The following is a 21,884-nucleotide window of genomic DNA, read 5'->3' as shown; positions in this document are numbered from 1 at the left end:
CGCCGGTGATGGTGAGGGGGTCACCGTCCGGGTCGGTATCGTTGGCGAGCAGGCTCGCCGTGGTGATCGAGAGGGGGGTGTCGCGCGTCACCGTCGGGCCGGTGTCGTTGGTCGCAACCGGCGGCTGGTTGACGGTGCTGGTGCTCGGGTTGAACAGCACGTCGACCCAAAAATTCGTTGCCTGGAAGGTGCTTGTCGGGAACTGGCTGGCAGCTCCGTAGGCATAGACGCCGTTACCGCCGGACGTGGCACTCGATGGCGCCGTGAGGGGGCCGTTGGTGTAGGCGTTGTCGAAAAAGTCGACACTATTGGAGTAACGCCCGACATCGGTGTGGTAGGAGGCGACGTAGGTTGTGCCCGCCGTCACCGAAATCGGGTTAGCGAAAGTCACGGTTTGCCAGCCGCTCCCGGTCTCGGTCGTGAAGGTGGCGGTGGCGAGCTGGGTGCCGGTGCTGGACCACAGTTCTCCGGTATGGGTACCGGTATCCTGGCTGCCCTTGTAGAAGCGGATGCCGCTGATCGTGCCTGCCGTCGAGGCTTGGAACTTGACGCCGAGCTCGATCGCGCTTGAGTCGGTCGTATTGACGACATCTGGTGTCGCCGAGCTTGGAAACAACGTCACGTAGCTCGGTGCAGCCACCGTGATCGTTCGACCAACCGAGGGGGTTTCCAGGTTGATGCTGTCGTCGACGGCGCGGGATCGGATTGTGTAGGTCCCAGCTTCCTGCGGCGACCACTGGTAAGTCCAATTTCCGTCGCCTGTCGCAGGATGCCAACTCAAACCGTTGTCGGTAGAGACCTCAACACCGGCGACAACCCCGCCAACATCGGAGGCGGTGCCCGACACGGTGACGAGCTGTCCGACCGTCACCGAACCGCTCGCGGCTGGCGCGGTTATCACCGAAATCGGCGCTGTCCGATCTGTGGAAGGCGTTCCGGCGATGAGTCCCGCTTGTAATGTGGCTGGCTGAATGCCCATGTCGGCAAACAGGTTGACCATCGCTTGCTGGACGCGAGCGTCGGTGGGTGTCGGCTGATTATCGTGATTGGCGCTGAGGCCCCAGGACCAGTAAACCGTGCCAGCGCCGAACACGAGGGCACCGCTTGGGGCACGATATAGGGTTAGACTGTGTGTTGCCGTGCCTTGGCCTGTCGTGTTTCCGTAGTCCAGCAGATATGTGCTGACCGGAAGGGTCGTGGACGAGAGTCGGACTAGCCCGGCAGGATCGAAGCCGTTGTCGGGTGCCTCATCCCACTCGTAGCCGAGATAATTCTTGGTCAACGTGGCCGTCTGGCCCGGCTGAAGGTCAGCCACGCTAGTATTGCGCCAGAAGCGCTGATTTGCATCTTCATACGGAACGGTGATCGCTGATACGTTCGAACTGTCTCCGTCGACTTGAAACAGCGTACCAGTCAATGAGTTCTCGGGGCTCCCTCCGCCTATGGATCCCGCAGGCCCGCGCGGGTCGCGGAATGTTCCGGTCCATTGGTTGGTGGGATCTAGATCCTGGTTTGCGCCCCAGCTTTCCTTGTAGGAGATCAGCGTACGATAGGGCGTAGCATCGCTACTCAAACTGTTGCCGAAACGAGTCCGCCAGTAGACCTCGTTGCCGCTCCAGAACGATAAGTTTACGCCGGCATCTCGGGCCGCCTCTACATTGGTGCGCTGCTGTCCCGACCAATATTCGTCGTGGCCAGTGTCGAGAAACAGTCTGTGGTTCTGCAGGAGGGACCCATACCGATCAGCATCGACCCCGCTGATGTAGGAGACATCGTAGCCGTTCTCCTCCAGCCACGAGATCGACGCGTACTCGGCTCCGAAAAGGTAATCCTGCGGACCTGAGGCGAACCCGACGCCGCCGCGAGTGGCAATGGGACGGTTGTAGCTCACCGCGTAGGCGCGCCCTGCACCCTGTCCGGTGGCGGGGCCGTTGCCGCCGTAAAAATTTGCTCCGCCCCACCCGTTATAGGCCTGCCATGTCTGGTCTGCAGTTTGAAAAACGATATCGCTGTGACTGCTGTCATCCCGTACTATGAAGGGGATTTGGTTCTCGCCGGCCGTGCCGTCCTGGCGCACAAGCTTGGCGATATAGACGCCTGAAACGGCATCTGCAGGAATATTCCAGGAAGCAGAGACCGACCAGTTTCCGGCATCGACTTCGCCAGTCGTCGCATCCCGCAGCGGCGTCGGCTGATTTTGTAAGCCGGTGTGCTGGATCGTATCGACCTTCCTGGCGCCAAGGCCGCCGTAATAGCCAAGCCGGTAAATATCGATGCGGTAGTTGGTCGAATCGGTATTGATCTTGAAATCGACCGTCTGCCCGTGATTGACGCTGATATCGGTGGCAAAGCCCTCGATATTCGAGCTGCCGGCGCCGTCGATACCCCATTCGCTCTCGGGATTGCCGGTTTTCTGGTTCTCAAGGACGATTGGATTGGTCGAAGCTGTGGCTGCGAGGCTTGGGGAGACTTCCGCCGTCAAGCTGGATCTGCGCGTGGGCGCCACGGCGGTGGTGACTGGGCCGGTGAGAACTCCGCTTTGTGACGCCGTCGATCCTGAGCCAACTTCGCCGCCACCAGGTAGCTGCGCGTTCGCGACAGTTGAGGAAGACACGAGGTGAGAGGACGCCCGAACGAAATACGGCGCTTGTGCCTGGATCGTATCAAAGCTTCCGCCAACGACGCCTTGGTTCTGCGATACAAAATCGGCCAGGCCCAAGTCTGTCCTGCTGACCTGTTGTCCTTGCAATTGTGAAACACTGCCAAGCGCTTGGTCGAGAGCCCGAGTTGGACAATTGACGTATCCGCAATTGCCACAACATGCGATCACATTGGCTGCGGCACCTGACGTTTGCGGAGAAGTCGGGTCGGTAGAGGCCACCAGGGCTTGGGTCGGCTCAATCGCCGACGAAACGGCATAAGAGACAGGATCGCTTGAGACAGAGGGCAAAACCGAATGTGTAGAGCTTTCGGCCGACGGTTGCGCATCGGTTGCGCTGGAGGCTTGAAGCGGCGGTTGTTGATCTGCGGCTTCTACATGACCTCCGACCGCTTCCGGCATCGGCAAGACAGTAATGGCTGCCGTGGCATTCTCTGAAATGAGAGCCGATGGAACAGTCGCGGGGGGGAGCGCTCGTGGTCGCGCAACACCAAAGTCAGCCAACTGCGCTTTAATGACAGCAAGCTGCGGTGCTTGGTCGAAGAGCGAGGCGGACTCCTCCATCCCCTGCTCGGAGCCCGATTTTCGCCGCCCGTTGCGCGAGCGGTATGCCTCCAACGCTGAATTAAAGCGACGATACAGGAAGGAATTTCGAGTGTAGCTGCTATCCAGCATCGCGAATCACCTTAACACAGAGCGGTGTCTGCGAATCATCTGCAGCAATTTGACGCTATATTTCCAGGAATGCCAGCAGTGAAAGTTCCTTCTTAAGTAGTAGATGTGATTTCGTTGGGCGGCGACAAGAATTAGTTCTTAGCGCGGTTTGTCTGCAATGCCTCCGAAACGGGCATTTTACAAATCTTTTCCGGGCGCATTTCGACGCGATCTGCGACTACGCGTTTGGGCAGCGTTCAACCAAAGCAAGAAGCGGAGAGACAATCTTATGAATGTCCGGCAAACTGCCGGGCCAATCATACGATTGCGTTGTCGAGCAATGCTTTTGGGCCGCTGGAATTCTCGCGTCGTACTACTTTGGACGTATGGTAAAATCCGAATGGCCACGATGTCGGCCGTGCCCCAAGCCCGTAATATCCCGAGATGTGGTGGCGCCCTAATCGTATCGAAGTTGCTTGGGTTTCCGCATTTAAGAATAATATATAAGAATGATGCAAGTATTTGTATTTTAATGCATTTGATGTTCTTGGCCGCCTGAATACTCGGAGAATTGCAGATATGCAAGATGAAGTCTTCGCTGACAGCATTGGCGAAATCACCGTGACCGGTCATACGGTGCGCATCGATATGGCGAGCCTTTCCCCGACCGATCGAGACTCGAACAACAATCCGACCCTGCGTTTCCGAATGCGGGTCGTCATGCCGGTCGACGGTTTCGCCAATGCCGTAGAGCTTATGCAGAAGGTAGTCGGCAGCCTTGCCGACGCGGACCTCGTCGCCCGCAAGCCTGAGCCAGAGCGAACTGACGGGCTCACAACCTCCTTCTCGCTCGACCGGACCGCGATCGACGCCGCCCCGAGGCCGATCAATGCTTCTCCCAATTTCAAATCCGGCTGACGCCCCGGTGGAGGGCTGCCCAAACGGACCTGACGCGTCCGTACCCAGCGAGGTGAGCAAGTGCAGCACGTCGCTCGACTGTTTGTCGTTCGTCGCGCGCAGCCACGGCATCGACCTGTCACCCGATCATCTGACACACCGCTACGCGCTTACTGAGAGCGAGATCCCGGTCGAGCAGCTTCTTCGGATGGCGAAGGACGCGGGCCTGCGTGCACGCAGCGTCCGACTTCGCTGGCGCGACCTGTGCGGTTTGCGCGAGGCCTTCCCCGCGATGATCCGCCTCGAGAATGGCAACTGGGTTGTCCTGCTGGCCGTCAGAGCGGACGACGACAGCGTCGACGTGCTCGATCCGCTGGCTGACCGGATCGAGCCGATCCGCCTACCGAAAGCCGTGTTCCTGAACCACTGGAAGGGTTCTGCAATCCTTCTCAAGCGCGGGCTTCAGAAAGCCGCGGGTCCAACTTTCGGTTTCCGTTGGTTTACCCCCGAGTTGTTGCGTCAGAAGCGACTGCTGACCGAGGTAGCGCTGGCCGCAATCCTTCTTTACGCACTCGGCCTCGCGACGCCGATCTTTTTCCAGATCATCATCGACAAGGTGCTGGTCCACGAAAGCTACGCGACGCTTTACGTGCTGAGCATCGGTATTGTGATTGCCCTCGTCTTTGATGCGGCTTTCACATACCTGCGCCGCTACCTCATGCTCTACGCGACCTGCAAGATTGACGTCAGGGTTTCGACGCGCACGTTCGCCCATCTCTTGGCGCTGCCGATTGGGTTTTTTGAAAAGGCTTCGTCTGGGCTTCTCGTCAAGCACATGCAGCAAGCTGGCCGCATTCGGGAGTTTCTCACCGGCAAGCTGTTTATGACTGCGCTCGACGCGCTTTCGCTCTTCGTCTTTGTACCGATCCTACTTCTCTACAGTGTGAAGCTTACCTCGATCGTCCTCGGCTTCGCGGTCATTGTCGCCGTGATTGTTGCATCGCTCCTCAATCCGTTTCGCCGCCGATTGCGGGAGTTGTACGAGGCCGAAGGGGCACGCCAGTCGCTTCTCGTCGAAACGGTTCATGGAATGGCGACGGTCAAGTCGCTTTCCATGGAGCCATTGCAGGGCCGCGCCTGGGACGACCGTTCAGCCGAAAGCGCGTCCGGTCGGTTTGGGGTGGAGAAGATCTCGACGGCAGCTCAGGCTCTGACCGGCCTCGTCGAGAAGCTTCTCTCGGTCGCGATCATCAGTCTCGGGGCCTTCGATGTCTTCAACGGCGAGATGACGATCGGTGCGCTCGTTGCCTTCAACATGCTTGCCGGCCGGGTCTCCGGTCCCCTCGTTCAGATCGTTACCATGACCCAGGAGTATCAGGAGGTCGCCCTCTCGGTGCGCATGCTCGGCGAGATCATGTCGAGTCCACGGGAGCACGAAGGTGCTGCGAAGGGACTGCATCCCCCCATCAACGGAAGCATCGCCTTCGAAGGCGTGACGTTCCGGTATAGCCAAGATGCATCCACTGCCCTCGACGACGTTTCATTCGAGATCCCTGCCGGCAGTGTCTTCGGCATCGTTGGCCGCAGCGGCTCCGGCAAGACCACCATCACACGACTGATCCAGCGGCTTCACAGGCCGCAAGCTGGTGTGATCCGTATCGGAGGAGTCGACAGCAGGGATATCGACCTCGTGCACCTCCGGCGCTCTGTCGGCGTCGTTCTCCAGGACAATTTTCTTTTCCATGGCACCGTGCGCGAGAACATCGCAGCGGCAAAAGCGCATGCCACACTTTCCGAGGTCGCTCGGGTCGCCTTCATGGCTGGTGCAACCGAGTTCATTGAGCGCTTGCCACGCGGCTTCGACACCGTGATCGAAGAGGGCGGCGCCAATTTATCGGGCGGTCAGAGGCAGCGGCTCGCCATTGCGCGGGCTTTGATCACCGACCCGCCAATCTTGATTTTCGACGAGGCGACGAGTGCTCTCGACCCCGAGAGCGAACTGGTCATTCGACAGAACCTCCGCGCGATCGCTGCAGGGCGGACGGTCATCATCGTATCCCACCGCCTCGGAACGCTCGTCGGCGCCGATGCGATCCTCGTGATCGAACGTGGTCGTCTCGTCGACCAGGACCGTCACAACGTTCTGCTCACACGCTGCACCACCTACCGGCGGCTTTGGAATCAGCAGGCGCGAGGCGGCCTATGATCGCCGGCGATCCGCGCTCGGGAAACCCGAAGGACAACCGCACGATCGTCCCGTCGCGAAGGCCCGCGCCTCAACGGCGGATGCGTCGGGTTCTCGGGGCCTTCCAGCCTAACGCCGTGGAAGTCGAAGAGCGCACTCCGCCTTACCTTGCGCATATCGCGCTATATGGGTCGCTGATCCTGATCGCTGCCGGCGTCGTCTGGGCGAGCCTATCTTCGATTGATGAAGTTGTCGTCGCGCCCGGCAAACTCGTGACGGTCCGTCCGACCATCGTCGTGCAGCCGCTGGAAACCGCCATTATCCGAACCCTCGACGTCGGCGTCGGCGATTTGGTTCGCAAGGGCCAGACGCTGGCGACACTAGACGCAACTATCGCCCAGGCTGACATCGGACAGCTGAGGCTCAAGATCGACGCACTCACGTCGCAGACTCAACGGCTGGAGGCTGAACTATCCGGCTCGACCTACAAAGCCGGAGCCGACTCCCGCCCCGATGAGATCCTCCAGGCTCGCCTCTTCGATCAGCGCGCCGCCTATGTCGCCGCTCAGTTGAAAAATTACCAAGTCCAGGTCGAGCGCGCAGAATCGTCCATCGCGGCGCGCGACGCCGAGGACAAGCTGCTGCGCGAGCGCCTCCGGGCCTCCCGTGAGATCGAGGCGATGAGAGAGATTCTCGTCGACCGCCAAGCCGGATCCCGGCTCAATCTTCTCCTGTCGCAAGATGCGCGCGTTCAGGTCGAGATGGCTTTAGCACAGAGTTCCGCGAGCCGGATTGAGAGTGCGCATCTGGCCGACAAGGCGCGAGCAGAGAGCCGTTCTTTCATTGAGGAGTTTCGACGGACAGCGACCGAACATCTTGTAGCAGCGCGTGACCAGCGCGATGCGTCGGCCGAGGAGCTGAAGAAAGCGGTCCTGCGTCAAAGCATGGTCAGCTTGACCGTGCCGGAAGACGGAATCGTCCTTGAGATAGCCCAACGTTCAATCGGCTCGATTGCTCGCCAAGCGGAGACACTATTCACCCTAATTCCGCTCGACGCTCCGATCGAGGCCGAGGTTGCCGTCGACGTCAAGGATATCGGACGGATTGGGGTAGGACAGTTGGTTCGCGTCAAGTTCGATGCGTTGCCATTTCAGCGGCACGGAACCGCCTCTGGCACCATTCGCACCGTGAGCGAGGACGCCTTCGCTCGCGATCGGACAGCCGACCGGGGGAGCGCGACGCCGGCAGGCTATTACAAGGCGCGAATTACCTTAACGGACACCCATCTACGCGCGACACCGACCACGTTTCGTATGCTGCCAGGTCTGTCGATTTCGGCCGAGATTAAGATCGGTCGGCGATCAGTTATTTCATACCTTCTTTATCCGATCCTACGCGGACTCGACGAGAGCTTTCGCGAGCCCTGAAGAGCGGCCTTTCTCACAGATCTAGATGAACCGAGATCGCTCGCGACTTGGCGCTATCAGCACGTCGCAGCCGCTAGATCGGCGCAAAGCAGAGCACCTTTGGCGCCAAAATCGGCAGTCAACGACTTGAACCGTCGGGCAACATCAATAATCATCGGCCTCAATACCGATTTATGTAGTCAAAATTGATTCATAGGAACTTTGTCCAGAACCTTCGCTTGCTGCCAGCCTCCGTCATCTTGGGAAGCCAACGACATGATCGAGCTCACGGTAAACGGCATCAAGCATCAGGTAGACGTCGTTCCGCAGATGCCATTGCTCTGGGTCTTGCGCGACGAGCTGGGCATCACGAGCCCGAAATACGGATGCGGCATCGCCCAGTGTGGGGCCTGCACGGTCCACGTCGACGGCAAGCCCGTCCGCTCCTGCCAAGCGCCAATCGGTGCCGTCTCCGACAAGCCCATCACGACGATCGAAGGCCTAGGCGATGGCGATCTGCATCCCGTCCAGAAGGCCTGGATCGAGCATCAGGTCCCGCAATGCGGCTACTGCCAGATCGGCCAGATCATGCAGGCCGTCTCGTTTCTCGAATTAAAGCCGGAGCCGACGGACGAGGACATCGACCAGGTCATGTCGGGCAACTTGTGTCGATGCGGAACCTATGCGCGCATCCGGACCGCGATCCACGCTGCCGCCGCGAAGATGGCGGAGAAGTAGGATGGGCGCGCTGCCACACCTCTGCCGCCGCACCTTCCTGATCGGCTCGGCCGCCGTCGCCGGGGGCGTCGCCTTCGGGTCCTACGCCGCAGGAGCTGAGCAGGCTGCTCCGGTCCAAGCGGCCAACCCACTGGCCGCGGGGCTCGGACCCAACGCGGTTAGCTTCAACCCCTGGGTCGAGATCGGCCCGGACAAGATCACACTGATCGCCCAGCATGCCGATATCGGCCAGGGCGTCGGTTCCATCCAGGTCGTCCTGATCGCCGAGGAACTCGACCTCGATCCGGGCCAGTTCGAGATCCGCTTCGCTGGGCCGAGCCCTGCCTATTTCAACACAGGCTTCGCGGACGAATTCGCACCGTTCCTCGCCGCAGACCACAGCGCCGCGGCCGAGGCGGCACGCGCCGCGACCCTCGAATATCTGCGCAAGACCGGCCTGCAGATGACGGGCGGTTCGAGCACGATCCCCGACACCTACGAGAAGCTGCGCGTTGCCGGCGCGGTCGCGCGCGAGACGCTGAAGGCGGCCGCGGCCAAGCGGACTGGCATGCTGGTGGCGGACCTGCGTACCGGATCCGGCCAGGTGATCCTGCCCGACGGAACCCCTATCCCCTATGGCCAGCTCTCGGCCGAGGCGGCGAAAATCCCGCCGGTGACGGATGTGACGCTGCGCGACCCGTCCCGTTGGCGGATGGTCGGGAGACCGATGGAGCGGCTCGACATCCGCTCGAAGGTCACCGGCGAGATGAAATTTGGCATCGACCTAAAGCTCGACGGGATGGTGTTCGCTTCGGTCAAGCTGAACCCGAATAAGGGACAGCCGATCACATCCTACGACGCCGGCAAGGCGATCGGCATGCCGGGGGTCAAGCGGGTTCTCAAGCTGACGAACGGCGTCGCGGTGATCGCGACAAACAGCTGGTACGCGATGAAGGCGGCCGAGGCGGTCGACTGCGTTTGGGCGCCGTCGACCTATCCGTCGGAGCAGGCCGAGCATTGGAAGGTGCTGGGCAACTCCTTCACGCCCGAATGCCTAGGCAAGGAGTGGCGCCAGACAGGCGACATCGACGCAGGCCTGAAGGGTGGCACCCTAGTCGAGGCCGAGTATCGCGCGCCCTACGTCGCCCATGCGCCGCTTGAGCCGCTGAACGGCATCGCCGTCTGCACGGACACGGCCATGGAGATCTGGCTCGGCCACCAGACGCCACAATCGGTGCAGCAGATCGCGGCTGCGGCCGCCGGTCTGAAGCCGGAGCAGGTGACGTTTCACAATCAATGGACAGGCGGAAGCTTCGGGCATCGCCTGGAATTCGAGAACGTGCGCGTGCTGGCGGAGATCGCGGCGCAGATACGCGGCACGCCGGTGAAGCTCGTCTTCTCGCGCGAGGAGGACTTCCTGCAGGACATCCCGCGCCAAATCGCGATCGCCCGCTACCGGGGCAGCGTGGCCGACGGCAAGATCGTCGCTGCAGACCTGCAGATCGCCTCGACGGCGCCCCTCAACGGGCTGCTTGAGCGCATGGGCGCACCCTCCAAGGATCCCGACGAGCAATTGAAGGTCGGAATCTGGAACGTCTACTACGACATCCCGAATTTCCGGGCGGCCAGCTACGAGGCCAAAGGGCTGTCGCCCTGCACCACCTGGCGCTCGGTCGGCGCCTCGGCGAACGGCTTCTTCACCGAGAGCTTCATCGACGAACTCATCCACGCCGCAGGCCTCGACCCGCTCAAGGCGCGGATCGCGATGTGCACCGTCCCGAACTACCGGAAGGTGCTCGAAACCGTCGGCGAGATGGCCAACTGGGCCGGGCCGCTGGGCGGCGGCAAGGGACGCGGCGTTGCCTTCGTCGAGGCCTTCGGCACGCCCGTGGCGGAGATCGTCGAGGTCACGGCGACCCCGCGGGGCATCAAGATCGACAAGGTCTGGGTTGCCGCAGATGTCGGCAAGGTCGTCGACCCGGTCAATTTCGAGAACATGGTCCAGGGCGGCGTGGTCTGGGGGCTCGGCCATGCGGTCAATTGCGAGCTGACCTATGCCGGCGGCGCCGTCCAACAGACCAACTATCACCACCACGAAGCGATGCGGATGTACCAGTGTCCGGTCATCGAGGTTCGCGGGCTCGAGAATGACCGCAAGGTCAGGGGCATCGGCGAGCCGCCCGTGCCGCCGGCTGCCCCGGCGCTCGCCAACGCGATCTTCGCGGCGACGGGCCAGCGCATCCGGGAGATGCCGTTCAACAAGTTCATCGACTTTGTGTGAGGGGCGCGCGATGAAAAGCCTTCTGATCGCAGTTGCCCTCACAACCTCAGCGGCCTTTGCCCTGACCGCCTTCGTCGAGGCAAAGGACGAAGCCAAGGTACAGGCCGCAAAGGACGTTCTCCCGCCCGGCAGCGTCAGCGCCAAAGCGGGACTCGACGCCTGGACGCGCATCGAGGCGGTGGTGACGCATCCACGCTGCGCCAACTGCCATGTCGATGCCGCGGGCATCCCGATGTGGACCCCGGCCGGCGAGAACAGGACACGGGTCCACGGCATGAACATCCATGCCGGCGAGAGCCGGATCGGCGCGGAGACGATCGCCTGCTCGACCTGCCACGTCACCTCGACGGCGCCGAACGAACCGGCTCCGGCGCCGTTGCGGGCCGGGATCGACTGGCAGCTGGCCCCGGTCGAGTTCTTGTGGTTCGGCAAGACCGGCGCCGAGATCTGCGAGCAGCTGAAGGATGCCAAGCGCAACGGCGGCCGGGACGCCGCAGGCTTGCTGGAGCACCTGCGGCACGACGCATCATTGAACGGCTTCATCCCCCGAGCCTGGAACCCCGAATCCGGCCGAAGCACGCCGCCGGGCACGTTCGAGGATCACGTCAAGGACGTAGCCCTGTGGGGCGCAGCTGGACAGCCTTGCCCTCAGTGAACCGGACTAGAACTTCCTGACGGTGCGGCTTTGACTTGAAGGGGTTGCAGTGATCGGCACAGCGCAGGCTGAATGGGCCGGTCCGGTCTGTCATGCGTGCAGATGTCATACCCCAGCCCTTCGCCGAAGCGAACCCTTTCGACACGATCCTCGTCGGAGCGGGAGTAGATGTCCCGGCACCCAATCAGGCTTGGTCGTTCCAGCTGCGCTGCCGACTATTCAGCGCACCGGCTCGCTAAATTGTGCCGTTGCGCCCTCTTTCTTGTCGAAACAGGGCTTTGGGCGGGCGATAGCCTAAGGCTCGATGGGCCGCTGGTTCGATTCTGAACCAATCGAGTGCAATGCGTTAGTGAGCGGTCGCAGTAGAGGCGAACTATGGAATCCATCGGCCGAGACCTGCGCGAGATGCAGCGCGTACCTCTGTTAGCGTCTCACGTCGCTGCCATCCGCGCCGTTGGTACCGAACAGCACTATCCGGCCGGGACGTTCCTCGCGCGGGCAGGCGAATCCGCCGATCGGTTCGTCTATGTGCTCGAAGGCGAGATCGAGGTGGTCGACCCGTTTACAGGGGAGCGCCACCTTCCTTCTACTCTCGGGCCTACGCAATTCATGGGGGAAATCGCGCTGCTATATGGCGGCAACTGGTCGATGCCTATGAGGGCGTCTGTGGGCACCGACGTCATCGAGGTACCTCGGTCAGAAATGCTGCGGCTGATGTCCGAGATTCCCGAGATGTCGGACATCGTCATAACGGTGCTTGCCGCCCGGCGCCGGCGGCAGCTCGACACTCGCGACGGAACGCTTGTGCTGATCGGTGAGGATGTCGATCGGACAGTCCGGCGCATTGCGGAGTTTGCGAGCCGCAACCGTTTTCCCTACCGATCGTACCAGCTCGGCAGCGCGGAAGCCCGTGCTGTAGCGAAGAGCTGCTCGGCTGAACCAGATCAGCCGGCAGTCATCTTCGGTCGTGACATCGTCGTGACCGACCCAACACCGGACAAAGTCGCGCAGCTTGTCGGCCTCAATTACAACCTCATCGACGACGAGGCGTTCGATGTCCTCATCGTCGGAGGTGGCCCGGGAGGCGTGGCGGCGGGCGTTTACGCGGGAGCGGAAGGGCTCCGCGCATTGGTCGTGGAGGACATCGCGATCGGCGGCCAGGCCGGCACGTCCAGCCGCATCGAGAACTACATGGGGTTCCCGACGGGTATCTCCGGTGCTGATCTCGTCTGGCGTGGCGAGGTCCAGGCTCTGAAATTCGGGACGCGGTTCGCGATGCCGCGGCGGGTCGTCAAGCTGGAGCGCCTGGAGGACGGGGCGTTCTGTGCGACGTTCGATAACGACCAGCGCGTCCGAGGTCGGGCCGTCGTCGTCGCCACCGGCGTCCAGTACCGCCGGTTGCCGATCGATCGGCTCGAGGCGCTCGAAGGCGCGGGGGTCTACTACGCCGCCACCGAAAACGAGGCCCGCTACTGCAAGGACGCGGAGGCGATCGTCATCGGCGGCGGCAACTCGGCCGGCCAGGCCGCGATGTTTCTCAGCCGCTCGGCCAGACACGTCCGTCTCCTCGTGCGCGGGCAGTCGCTCGCCACATCCATGTCGAGCTACCTGTCGAGCCGTCTCGAGGCCGATCCGGCGGTCACGATCGAATACGGTGCGGAAGTGTGCGCCCTGCACGGCGACGAGCGCCTGGATGCCGTAACGATCCGATACGCCGGCGATGGGACCGAACGCACGATCACGTCCTGCGCCATGTTCGTCATGGTCGGTGCCGCGCCCAACACGGGCTGGCTCGAAGGTCTTGTTGAGCTCGACAGAAATGGGTTCGTGCTGACGGGGGACACCACGGGTGGCGGCTCACCCTACGCTACCTCTCATCGCGGCATCTTTGCGGTCGGCGACGTGCGCTCTGGATCCGTCAAGCGCGTAGCATCCTCGGTTGGAGAGGGCTCGGTCGTCATCTCCAAGGTATGGGAATACGTTCGAGATCTTTGATTTGCGCCGAATATTATTTCTATGAACAATTTGACCTATATGCGAAAACTAGAGCGGTTCTTTAATAATTTGGCGAATCCTTAATAGCTGAATTTTTGCGGGATCAAAGTAAATCACAGCGCTTGCACTAGACTACTTCTAGCCGGTATTTTCCCGAAGACGCGCGCATGGCCGCAATACCGTCGCACGAGCCGGACAGAGGGCTGGCGGAAATGGACGAGCTTGCGGCAGACGAGCGCCATGTCCCGGCTGCTTCAGCGCCGCACCGCGAGGATCGCGGTCGTCGCTCTCGGCTTGGCTGTCCTGCTTATGATCGCGCTGGCCGCTTGGCTCGCGAGGCACTAAGTCCACGCTTTCGATGACCTGTCGTGGTGCTCTTTTGTGGTTTCACGGCGTTAGCGCCCCCTGAGTGATCTTTCCGATGCCTGCTTATCGCTCCCGAACCACCACACACGGCCGCAACATGGCCGGTGCCCGCGGACTCTGGCGCGCCACCGGCATGAAGGATGGTGACTTCGGCAAGCCGATCATCGCCGTGGTTAACTCCTTCACCCAGTTCGTGCCTGGCCACGTGCACCTGAAGGATCTCGGCCAGCTCGTCGCGCGCGAGATCGAACAGGCGGGTGGCGTCGCCAAGGAGTTCAACACCATCGCCGTCGATGACGGTATCGCGATGGGCCATGACGGCATGCTCTACAGCCTGCCCTCGCGCGAGCTGATCGCCGACAGCGTCGAGTACATGGTCAACGCGCATTGCGCGGACGCCATGGTCTGCATCTCGAACTGCGACAAGATCACCCCCGGCATGCTGATGGCGGCGCTGCGCCTGAACATCCCGGTGGTCTTCGTCTCCGGCGGCCCGATGGAGGCCGGCAAGGTCGTGATGCACGGCGTCACCCGCAAGTTCGACCTCGTCGATGCCATGGTCGCGGCCGCCGACGACCGCGTCTCGGACGAGGATGTCGCGGTGATCGAGCGCTCGGCCTGCCCGACCTGCGGCTCGTGCTCGGGCATGTTCACGGCCAACTCCATGAACTGCCTCACCGAGGCGCTCGGCCTCTCGCTGCCCGGCAACGGCTCGACGCTGGCGACCCATGCCGACCGCCGCCGGCTCTTCGTCGAGGCCGGTCACCTCATCGTCGACCTCGCCCGGCGCTATTACGAGCAGGACGATGCCGGCGTGCTGCCGCGCAGCATCGCGAGCTTCGCCGCCTTCGAGAACGCGATGACCCTCGACATCGCCATGGGCGGCTCGACCAACACCGTGCTCCACCTCCTGGCGGCGGCGCACGAGGCCGAGCTGAATTTCACGATGGCCGATATCGACCGGCTGTCACGCCGCGTGCCGGTGCTCTGCAAGGTCGCGCCGGCGGTGGCGAACGTCCACATGGAGGACGTCCATCGGGCCGGCGGGATCATGGGCATCCTCGGCGAACTCGCCCGTGCCGGGCTCCTCGACACCTCCGTCGGAAGCGTCCATGCCGAGAGTCTGTCTCACGCCCTGGAGCGCTGGGACGTTCGCCGCACCTCCAGCGAGAGCGTCCACCTTTTCTACCGCGCCGCGCCCGGCGGCGTGCCGACGCAGACCGCCTTCAGCCAGAGCGCGCGCTGGGACGAGCTCGATCTCGACCGCGAAAAGGGCGTGATCCGCGAGGCCGGACATGCCTATTCGCAGGATGGCGGTCTCGCCGTGCTCTACGGCAACCTCGCCGAAGAGGGCTGCATCGTGAAGACGGCGGGCGTCGACGCTTCGATCCTCACCTTCACGGGCACTGCGCACGTCTTCGAGAGCCAGGACGCCGCCGTCGACGGCATCCTCAATGGCCGGGTCACGGCCGGCGAAGTCGTGCTGATCCGCTACGAAGGCCCCCGCGGCGGCCCCGGCATGCAGGAGATGCTCTATCCGACGAGCTACCTGAAATCGAAGGGCCTTGGGAAGGCCTGCGCCCTTGTCACGGATGGCCGCTTCTCGGGTGGCTCGTCAGGGCTATCGATCGGCCATGTCTCGCCGGAAGCGGCCGAGGGCGGCTTGATCGGGCTCGTCGAGAGCGGAGACCGGATCGAGATCGACATCCCGAACCGCCGCATCCATCTGGCGGTCAACGCAGCCGAACTCGACCGGCGGCGCACTGCGCAGGACGACAAGGGCTGGCACCCCGCCACGCCGCGCAAGCGGCAGGTCAGCACTGCCCTGCGGGCCTATGCACTCCTCGCGAGCAGCGCGGCCAAAGGCGGCGTGAGGCTATTGCCGTAGGCACGGTATAAATCGCTGGTGATCGGCGAGCCCGCTTCTCGAGCTTCTGTCTAGAAAGCAGCTGTCCGTTCTTGGCCAATTCATACCGGCTGCTTCGCGCCCAGCCCGGCCATGCGTACCGATTCAAGTGTAGATGTGCCAGGTATGGGAACTCGTTGCCGGCGCTAGCCTCTGCTTCCAGCTTAGAAACTGGGGAGATACGGTCTGGCCCGTGCCGTGATTCCGAGCCCCCTATGTTCGATTGGAACGACCTCACCTTCTTCCTCGAACTCGCCCGGCACGGGCGGCTGATGCCGGCTGCGCGCCGGCTCAAGGTCGACAACACCACAGTCAGCCGGCGCATCGCCGAACTGGAGCGCGGCCTCGACGCGAAGCTGTTCCAGCGGGGCTCCGACGGCTTTCAGCTCACGGAAGCCGGCCACAAGCTCTTCGTGATTGCCGAGGCCATAGAGCAGAAGATGCTCTCGGTGCCCGAAGCGCTCGGACTACAAAACGCCGTGCTGCCGACGGGCCTCGTCCGGGTCGCCAGCATGGAGGGCATCGCGGCATTCTACCTGTCGGCCAAGTTCGCCGAATTCTCTGCGGCAACGCCCGGCGTAGTCGTTGAGCTCGTCACCGAGCGGCACCTGATCAATCTGACCAAGCGCGAAGCCGACATCTCGGTGTCCTTCGTACCGCCGAATGGGCCACGCCTTCACGTCCGGCGCGTCGGCGAGTTCCGCCTCGCCTTGTTCGCATCGGAAGCTTACCTCGCGCGGCGCGGGCAGCCGGAGACGAAGGCTGAGCTGCAGCACCACGATTTCGTCGACTACATTGACGATCTCATCGCGATCGAGCCCGTGCATTGGCTCCTCGAAGTGCTGACGCCCGCGACTGTGGTGTTCCGCTCGACCAGCATGGCGGCGCAGCAGACCGCGGTCGCATCGGGTGCGGGGATCGCCCTGCTGCCTCTCTTCTCGGCAAAAACGAACCCGCGGCTCGTGCCGGTCCTGGCCGAAGAGGTGGTCGTCCGCCGCGAACTCTATCTCAGCGTCCACGAAGACATCGAGCATGTCGGGCGGGTCCGCGCTGTGACCCGGTTCCTGGCCAACCTGTTCACGGAAGAGGCAGAGTACTTGAACCGATTTTAGGCGCACCCGGCATGATTGCAGCGGCCATTGCAGATTTTCCGGGTTCGCGTCGCCAAAAACCTCTGTTGCTAATGCGGCTGCCTAATTCAGGAGCCGCTCCGATGTCCGCCCAGTACCCACAGTTCAAGGCGGCCGCCTGCCACGTCGCATCGGCTTATCTCGACAGCACGGCCTCGGCCGAGAAGGCTGTCGCCCTGATCGGCGAGGCCGCCCGCGCAGGAGCAAATCTCGTCATTTTCCCCGAAGGCTACATGCCGGGCTTTCCCCTCTGGGCGGCCCTGCGCGCGCCAATCCGCAACCACGAGCTGTTCAAGCGGATTGCCGCCGAATCCGTGCGCATCGATGGGCCGGAGATCGGCGCGGTGCGTGCCGCGGCGCGCCGGCACGGCGTGCTCGTCTCGCTCGGCTTCAGCGAGAGCACGGAGGCGAGTGTCGGCTGCTTATGGAACTCCAACGTCCTGATCGGACGGGACGGAGCGATCCTCAACCACCACCGCAAGCTGGTGCCGACCTTCTACGAGAAGCTCGTCTGGGCGAACGGCGATGCGCGCGGCCTTCGGGTGGTGTCCACCGAGATCGGCCGGGTCGGTATGCTGATCTGCGGCGAGAACACCAACCCGCTCGCCCGCTATGCCCTCATGGCCCAGGGCGAGCAGGTCCACATCTCGACCTATCCGCCGGCCTGGCCGACCCGCCCGCCTGGCGAGAGCGCCGCCTACGATCTGCGGCGGGCCATCGAGATCCGGGCCGGCGCCCACGCTTTCGAGGCGAAGGTGTTCAACATCGTCTGCTCGGCCGTCCTCGACCGCGCTGCCCGCGCCATCCTGTGCGACGGCGACGACGCGCTGGCCGACATCGTCGAACGCACGCCGGCAGGCGTCTCGATGGTGCTCGACCCCACCGGCTCGCATGTCGTCGAGGCCCATCAGGGGGACGAGACCATTCTCTATGCCAACATCGACGTCTCGGCCTGTGTCGAGCCGAAACAGTTCCACGACGTCGTCGGCTACTACAACCGCTTCGACATCTTCCGGCTCAATGTCGACCGCTCGCCGCGGGACCCGATCACCTTCGATGCCCCGGCTGCTCAGCCGATCGGTGGGGGCGACGGCCCCGATTTCGGCAGCCCCGATCCCGACCTTCGCGAGCCTGCTCAGCCCCTGCGCCGCACAGGCACCTGATCCTGCTCGATCGCGTCCAAGTCTCACGCCAACGGGAGGAGATGCTGCATGCTTTCACCTGACAAGGTCGTCCTTCCGAGGGAGGACGATGAATTCGCCAAGCTGTCCCGAACACGATCGCGCGTCGCCATCGCGCTGAGCGTCGTGATGATCGCGATGTATTTCGGCTTCATGACGATGTTCGCCTTCGCGAAGCCGACGATGGGCATGATCCTCGCCCCCGGCCTGTCCCTCTGCATCCTACTGGGCGCCGGAGTCATCGTCGGATCCTTCGTTCTCTGCCTCGCCTATGTCGTCTGGGCGAACCGATTCTACGATCCGGCCGTGCGCCGCATCATGAGCTGAGGAGACAGCCATGCAGGCCGCGAACAACCCACTCGCCATCACCTTCTTCTTCGTCTTCATGACGCTGACGCTCGGCATCACCTACTGGGCGGCGCGGCGCACACGCACCACAGAACAGTTCTTCGCGGCCGGAGGCCAGATCACGGCCTGGCAGAATGGCTGGGCGCTGGCCGGAGACTTTCTCAGCGCGGCGGCCCTGCTCGGCATTGCCGGCATCATCACCTCGAACGGCTTCGATGGGCTGATCTACTCGATCGGCTTCCTCGTCGGCTGGCCGATCATCTCGTTCCTGATCGTCGAGCCCCTGCGCAACCTCGGCAAGTTCACCTTCGCCGACGTCGTCGCCTACCGCCTGCGGCAGCGGCCGGTCCGGATGGCGGCTGCCATCGGCACGCTCACCGTCATCCTGCTCTACCTGATCGCCCAGATGGTCGCGACCGGCTCGCTGATCAAACTGCTGTTCGGGCTGCCCTACACCGCCTCGGTCGTCGTGGTCGGAACGGCGATGCTCACCTACGTGATCTTCGGCGGCATGCTGGCGACCACCTGGGTCCAGGTGATCAAGGCGGCTTTGCTTTCGCTCGGCGGGTTCGTGCTGGCGATGCTCGTGCTCGCGCATTTCGACATGAACCCGCTGAACCTGTTCTCCGCAGCCGCCGAGAAATACGGCACGCGGGTTCTGCAGCCGGGCAGCAAGGTCGCGGGCAGCGGCTGGGATTCGATCTCGCTGGGCGTCGGGCTGATGTTCGGCACGGCGGCACTCCCGCATATCCTGATGCGGGCCTTCACGGTGCCGGACGTCAAAGAGGCGCGCATGTCGATCCTCTACGCCACCGGCATCATCGGATCCTTCCACCTGCTCGTCTTCGTGATCGGCTTCGGGGCCATGGTCCTCGTCGGCCCGGAGGCGGTGATCAAGGCCGGCGGCGGCGGCAACATGGCGGCTCCGCTGCTCGCCCTCACCGTCGGCGGCAACGGCTTCTTCGGCTTCATCTGCGCGGTCGCCTTCGCAACGATGCTGGCCGTCGTCGCCGGGCTGACCCTGTCGGGCGTGGCCACCGTCTGCCACGACCTCTGGGTCAACGTGGTCCGTGGCGGCGATGCCCCAGAGCGCGAGCAGCTCACCGTGGCGCGGATCGCGACGGTTGCCATCGCGGTGCTGGCCGTCTTCCTCGGCATCATGTTCGAAGGTCAGAACGTCGCCTTCATGGCGGGGCTAGCCTTCGCGGTCGCAGCAGCGGCCAACTTCCCGGCGCTGCTGCTGTCGATCGCCTGGAAGCGCTTCACCACTTCGGGCGCCGTCGCCAGCATCCTAGTCGGGACGATCTCCTCGCTCCTGCTGATCTGTCTGTCGCCCACGGTGCAGGTCGACGTGATGGGCAAGAGCCTCGCCGAGGTCACCCAGGCCTGGTGGTTCGTCCCGATGAAGAACCCTGCGCTGATCTGCATGCCGCTGTCCTTCCTCGTCGCAATCGCGGTCTCGCTGGTGACCGAGGAGGATGGCGCGGAGAGCAGCTTCCGGGAGATGCGCCGGCGGATCATGTTCGGCGCCTCGCGGGAGGCCGTTGCCGCCGAGTGATGCGACGCGCATCGCCGTGATCGAGAGGACGGGGTGCCGAGGGGCGCCCCGTTTTCGTTCGCATCGTCAGCTTTATCCCCAAGGCTGGGACACGGCCTCGACGGTCAAGCCGAGCTTTGCGGCGACGCGCCGTGCGGTCGCCGTGCGCCGTTCCGTGATCGCGGCGACGGACGCCCGGGCCTGCTCCAGCACGGCCGCAGGCGCCCGCTCCGGCGTCCCGGCATCGAAGGGCGGCTCGGGGGCATAGGCCATGTAGAGCTGGATCGCCTTTGCCACGTCCTCACCGCGCAGCTCTGCGGCGAGGCGGAGCGCGCCGTCGATCCCGGCCGTCACGCCGGCCGCGAAGACCCAGCTTTCGTCCAGAACGACTCGCTTATCGACCGGGATTGCTCCGAAGTACGGCAGCAAATCGAACGAGGCCCAATGGGTCGTCGCGCGCCGTCCCTGCAGGAGGCCGGCAGCTCCGCACAGGAGAGCCCCCGTGCAGACGGAAAATACGCTTATCGCACCTGCCGCCTGACTGCGGAGCCATGCGAGCACGGCCTCGTCTTCCATCAGGCTCTCCTGACCGAAGCCGCCGGGCACATGCAGCACGTCGAGTTGCGGCGCATCCGCAATGGCGGCATCCGGCGTCAGCAGGAGGCCCTTCACATCGCGGACCGGATCCGCGGTCTCGCCGTAGATCCGATAGGTCGCGTTCGGGATGCGCGAGAGAACCTCGAACGGGCCGGTGAGGTCGATCTGGTCGATGCCCTCGAAGAGCAGGGATCCGATCTGAAGATGGGTGTCGGGCGAAATCATCGTTGCCTCCGATGGACAGCCGGACACTAACGCGGCAAGGTTTGGCGCGAATGCCAAAGAACCCTCGTTTATCGCCAAAGTCCAACCGCTCCATCGAGGTGCTTGCCTTCGAAGGCGTGCAGGTGCTCGACGTGACGGGCCCGCTTCAGGTCTTCGCCTCCGCCAACGAGCATCTCGCCAAGGCGGGGCAAGCCCCAGCCTATCGGCTGCGCGTGGTCGCGAAGCAGACAAAGGGTATTATCTCCTCTGCAGGTCTCGTGCTCGCCCCCGAGCCACTGCCAGCGGTTGGGGACGCGGTCGATACGCTCATCGTCGCTGGTGGCCCCGGCGTCGAGGCAGCAACAGCAGACCCGGAGCTGATCGACTGGCTGCGCGACCGATCGAGCCATGCGCGGCGGGTCGCGTCCGTCTGCACCGGTGCCTTCCTCGCAGCAGCGGCGGGCATCCTGGACGGTCGGAGGGCCGTCACCCATTGGTCGTTCTGCAATGCCCTCGCCCGGCGCTTTCCCGCCGTGCGGGTGGAGTCCGATCCAATCTTCCTGCGCGATGGGTCGGTCTGGACCTCGGCGGGCGTCACCGCCGGCATCGACCTGGCGCTCGCTTTGGTCGAGGAGGATCTCGGCGGCGAGATCGCTCTCGCGGTCGCGCGCTACCTCGTCGTCTTCCTCAAACGCCCCGGGGGACAGGCCCAGTTCAGCGCGGCCCTTTCTTTGCAGACGGCCGGAGATCGCTTCGAAGCCCTGCATCACTGGGTTCGGGCGAATCTCGCATCCGATCTGTCACTCGGAACGCTTGCCGCGCAGGCGGGCATGAGCGAGCGCAGCTTCAGCCGGCGCTATCTCGAAGAAACGGGCGTGACGCCCGCCCGTGCCGTCGAGCGGCTGCGGGTCGAGGCTGCTCGACAGATGCTGACCGACACGCGCCAGCCCGTGAAACGGATTGGTCAGCTATGCGGCTTCGGTTCGGAAGAGACCATGCGCCGGAGTTTTCTGCGCCAATTGGCGAGCGCGCCGCAAGATTATCGCTCTCGTTTTAGTGTATTTAAGTAGATGAAACTCAATTCTATTTGCATTTAGAAAAATAAAAAATTGCTTTAAGTGCGGCCTCGTGCCAACGGCTTCGCGCCCATCTCGGTCGGCGGACAT

General features: G+C 63.2%; 15 protein-coding genes. 13 read left to right on the top strand and 2 right to left on the bottom strand.

All coding sequences use genetic code 11. From position 1 onward, the window contains the following. Nucleotides 1–3,334, bottom strand: a 3,334-nt coding sequence (locus HCU64_RS24115; protein ID WP_233386959.1) for a N,N-dimethylformamidase beta subunit family domain-containing protein, incomplete at its 3' end; no start/stop codon positions are given. Nucleotides 3,335–3,892: 558 nt separating this feature from the next. Between HCU64_RS24115 and HCU64_RS24110 the strand changes: the two genes are divergently transcribed. The 12 genes from HCU64_RS24110 (at nucleotide 3,893) to HCU64_RS24055 (ending at nucleotide 19,938) form a co-directional block, all read left to right on the top strand. Next, the gene (locus HCU64_RS24110) at nucleotides 3,893–4,231 is read left to right on the top strand and encodes a hypothetical protein (RefSeq protein ID WP_233386963.1); all 339 of its coding nucleotides are present in this window, start codon (nucleotides 3,893–3,895) and stop codon (nucleotides 4,229–4,231) included. Next, nucleotides 4,203–6,416 carry a peptidase domain-containing ABC transporter gene (locus tag HCU64_RS24105; RefSeq protein WP_442786009.1) on the top strand — a complete coding sequence of 738 codons (2,214 nt, stop codon included), beginning with the start codon at nucleotides 4,203–4,205 and terminating at the stop codon, nucleotides 6,414–6,416. The genes HCU64_RS24110 and HCU64_RS24105 overlap by 29 nt, the downstream gene beginning before the upstream one ends. Further along, entirely contained in the window at nucleotides 6,413–7,822 is a 1,410-nt protein-coding gene (locus tag HCU64_RS24100) for an HlyD family type I secretion periplasmic adaptor subunit (RefSeq protein ID WP_233386956.1), read from the top strand. Before HCU64_RS24105 ends, HCU64_RS24100 begins: the two co-directional genes overlap by 4 nt. A 255-nt stretch (nucleotides 7,823–8,077) precedes the next feature. Beyond that, nucleotides 8,078–8,539 carry a (2Fe-2S)-binding protein gene (locus HCU64_RS24095; protein WP_233386955.1) on the top strand — a complete coding sequence of 154 codons (462 nt, stop codon included), beginning with the start codon at nucleotides 8,078–8,080 and terminating at the stop codon, nucleotides 8,537–8,539. Between the two features lies 1 nt (nucleotide 8,540). Continuing rightward, nucleotides 8,541–10,799 (top strand): xanthine dehydrogenase family protein molybdopterin-binding subunit, encoded by a 2,259-nt coding sequence (locus tag HCU64_RS24090; RefSeq protein WP_233386954.1) that lies wholly within the window; start codon nucleotides 8,541–8,543, stop codon nucleotides 10,797–10,799. A 10-nt stretch (nucleotides 10,800–10,809) separates the two neighbouring features. Beyond that, nucleotides 10,810–11,454, top strand: a complete 645-nt coding sequence (locus HCU64_RS24085) for a hypothetical protein (RefSeq protein ID WP_233386953.1) — start codon at nucleotides 10,810–10,812, stop codon at nucleotides 11,452–11,454. Between the two features lie 375 nt (nucleotides 11,455–11,829). Next, nucleotides 11,830–13,449, top strand: coding sequence for an FAD-dependent oxidoreductase (locus tag HCU64_RS24080; protein ID WP_233386952.1), 1,620 nt, complete (start codon nucleotides 11,830–11,832; stop codon nucleotides 13,447–13,449). A 421-nt stretch (nucleotides 13,450–13,870) separates the two neighbouring features. Next, entirely contained in the window at nucleotides 13,871–15,703 is a 1,833-nt protein-coding gene (ilvD, locus tag HCU64_RS24075; RefSeq protein ID WP_233386951.1) for a dihydroxy-acid dehydratase, read from the top strand. A 233-nt stretch (nucleotides 15,704–15,936) separates the two neighbouring features. After that, nucleotides 15,937–16,833 (top strand): LysR family transcriptional regulator, encoded by an 897-nt coding sequence (locus tag HCU64_RS24070; RefSeq protein ID WP_233386950.1) that lies wholly within the window; start codon nucleotides 15,937–15,939, stop codon nucleotides 16,831–16,833. Nucleotides 16,834–16,934: 101 nt separating this feature from the next. Continuing rightward, entirely contained in the window at nucleotides 16,935–18,014 is a 1,080-nt protein-coding gene (locus HCU64_RS24065) for a carbon-nitrogen hydrolase family protein (protein ID WP_233386949.1), read from the top strand. A 48-nt stretch (nucleotides 18,015–18,062) separates the two neighbouring features. Beyond that, nucleotides 18,063–18,359, top strand: a complete 297-nt coding sequence (locus HCU64_RS24060; RefSeq protein ID WP_233386947.1) for a DUF485 domain-containing protein — start codon at nucleotides 18,063–18,065, stop codon at nucleotides 18,357–18,359. Nucleotides 18,360–18,369: 10 nt separating this feature from the next. Then, nucleotides 18,370–19,938, top strand: coding sequence for a solute symporter family protein (locus HCU64_RS24055; RefSeq protein WP_233386946.1), 1,569 nt, complete (start codon nucleotides 18,370–18,372; stop codon nucleotides 19,936–19,938). Nucleotides 19,939–20,010: 72 nt separating this feature from the next. On the opposite strand, the gene HCU64_RS24050 is transcribed toward HCU64_RS24055, so the two are convergent. Then, nucleotides 20,011–20,739, bottom strand: coding sequence for a DJ-1/PfpI family protein (locus HCU64_RS24050; protein ID WP_233386945.1), 729 nt, complete (start codon nucleotides 20,737–20,739; stop codon nucleotides 20,011–20,013). Between the two features lie 50 nt (nucleotides 20,740–20,789). Between HCU64_RS24050 and HCU64_RS24045 the strand changes: the two genes are divergently transcribed. Further along, nucleotides 20,790–21,788: a GlxA family transcriptional regulator gene (locus tag HCU64_RS24045; protein WP_233386944.1), complete on the top strand. Its 999-nt coding sequence runs from the start codon at nucleotides 20,790–20,792 to the stop codon at nucleotides 21,786–21,788. Nucleotides 21,789–21,884: the final 96 nt, after the last annotated feature.

Origin of the sequence: Methylobacterium sp. C25 (genome assembly GCF_021352225.1) — a bacterium.
GTDB lineage: Bacteria > Pseudomonadota > Alphaproteobacteria > Rhizobiales > Beijerinckiaceae > Methylobacterium.
This window is presented reverse-complemented; position numbering and strand designations above follow the sequence as displayed.

Bases quoted from the DNA above. Each gene is read 5' to 3' on its own strand.
- HCU64_RS24050 (WP_233386945.1), bottom strand. From the start codon at position 20,739: ATGATTTCGCCCGACACCCATCTTCAGATCGGATCCCTGCTCTTCGAG.
- HCU64_RS24055 (WP_233386946.1), top strand. From the start codon at position 18,370: ATGCAGGCCGCGAACAACCCACTCGCCATCACCTTCTTCTTCGTCTTC.
- HCU64_RS24060 (WP_233386947.1), top strand. From the start codon at position 18,063: ATGCTTTCACCTGACAAGGTCGTCCTTCCGAGGGAGGACGATGAATTC.
- HCU64_RS24095 (WP_233386955.1), top strand. From the start codon at position 8,078: ATGATCGAGCTCACGGTAAACGGCATCAAGCATCAGGTAGACGTCGTT.
- HCU64_RS24070 (WP_233386950.1), top strand. From the start codon at position 15,937: ATGTTCGATTGGAACGACCTCACCTTCTTCCTCGAACTCGCCCGGCAC.
- HCU64_RS24085 (WP_233386953.1), top strand. From the start codon at position 10,810: ATGAAAAGCCTTCTGATCGCAGTTGCCCTCACAACCTCAGCGGCCTTT.
- ilvD (WP_233386951.1), top strand. From the start codon at position 13,871: ATGCCTGCTTATCGCTCCCGAACCACCACACACGGCCGCAACATGGCC.
- HCU64_RS24100 (WP_233386956.1), top strand. From the start codon at position 6,413: ATGATCGCCGGCGATCCGCGCTCGGGAAACCCGAAGGACAACCGCACG.
- HCU64_RS24080 (WP_233386952.1), top strand. From the start codon at position 11,830: ATGGAATCCATCGGCCGAGACCTGCGCGAGATGCAGCGCGTACCTCTG.
- HCU64_RS24105 (WP_442786009.1), top strand. From the start codon at position 4,203: ATGCTTCTCCCAATTTCAAATCCGGCTGACGCCCCGGTGGAGGGCTGC.
- HCU64_RS24045 (WP_233386944.1), top strand. From the start codon at position 20,790: ATGCCAAAGAACCCTCGTTTATCGCCAAAGTCCAACCGCTCCATCGAG.
- HCU64_RS24110 (WP_233386963.1), top strand. From the start codon at position 3,893: ATGCAAGATGAAGTCTTCGCTGACAGCATTGGCGAAATCACCGTGACC.
- HCU64_RS24065 (WP_233386949.1), top strand. From the start codon at position 16,935: ATGTCCGCCCAGTACCCACAGTTCAAGGCGGCCGCCTGCCACGTCGCA.
- HCU64_RS24090 (WP_233386954.1), top strand. From the start codon at position 8,541: ATGGGCGCGCTGCCACACCTCTGCCGCCGCACCTTCCTGATCGGCTCG.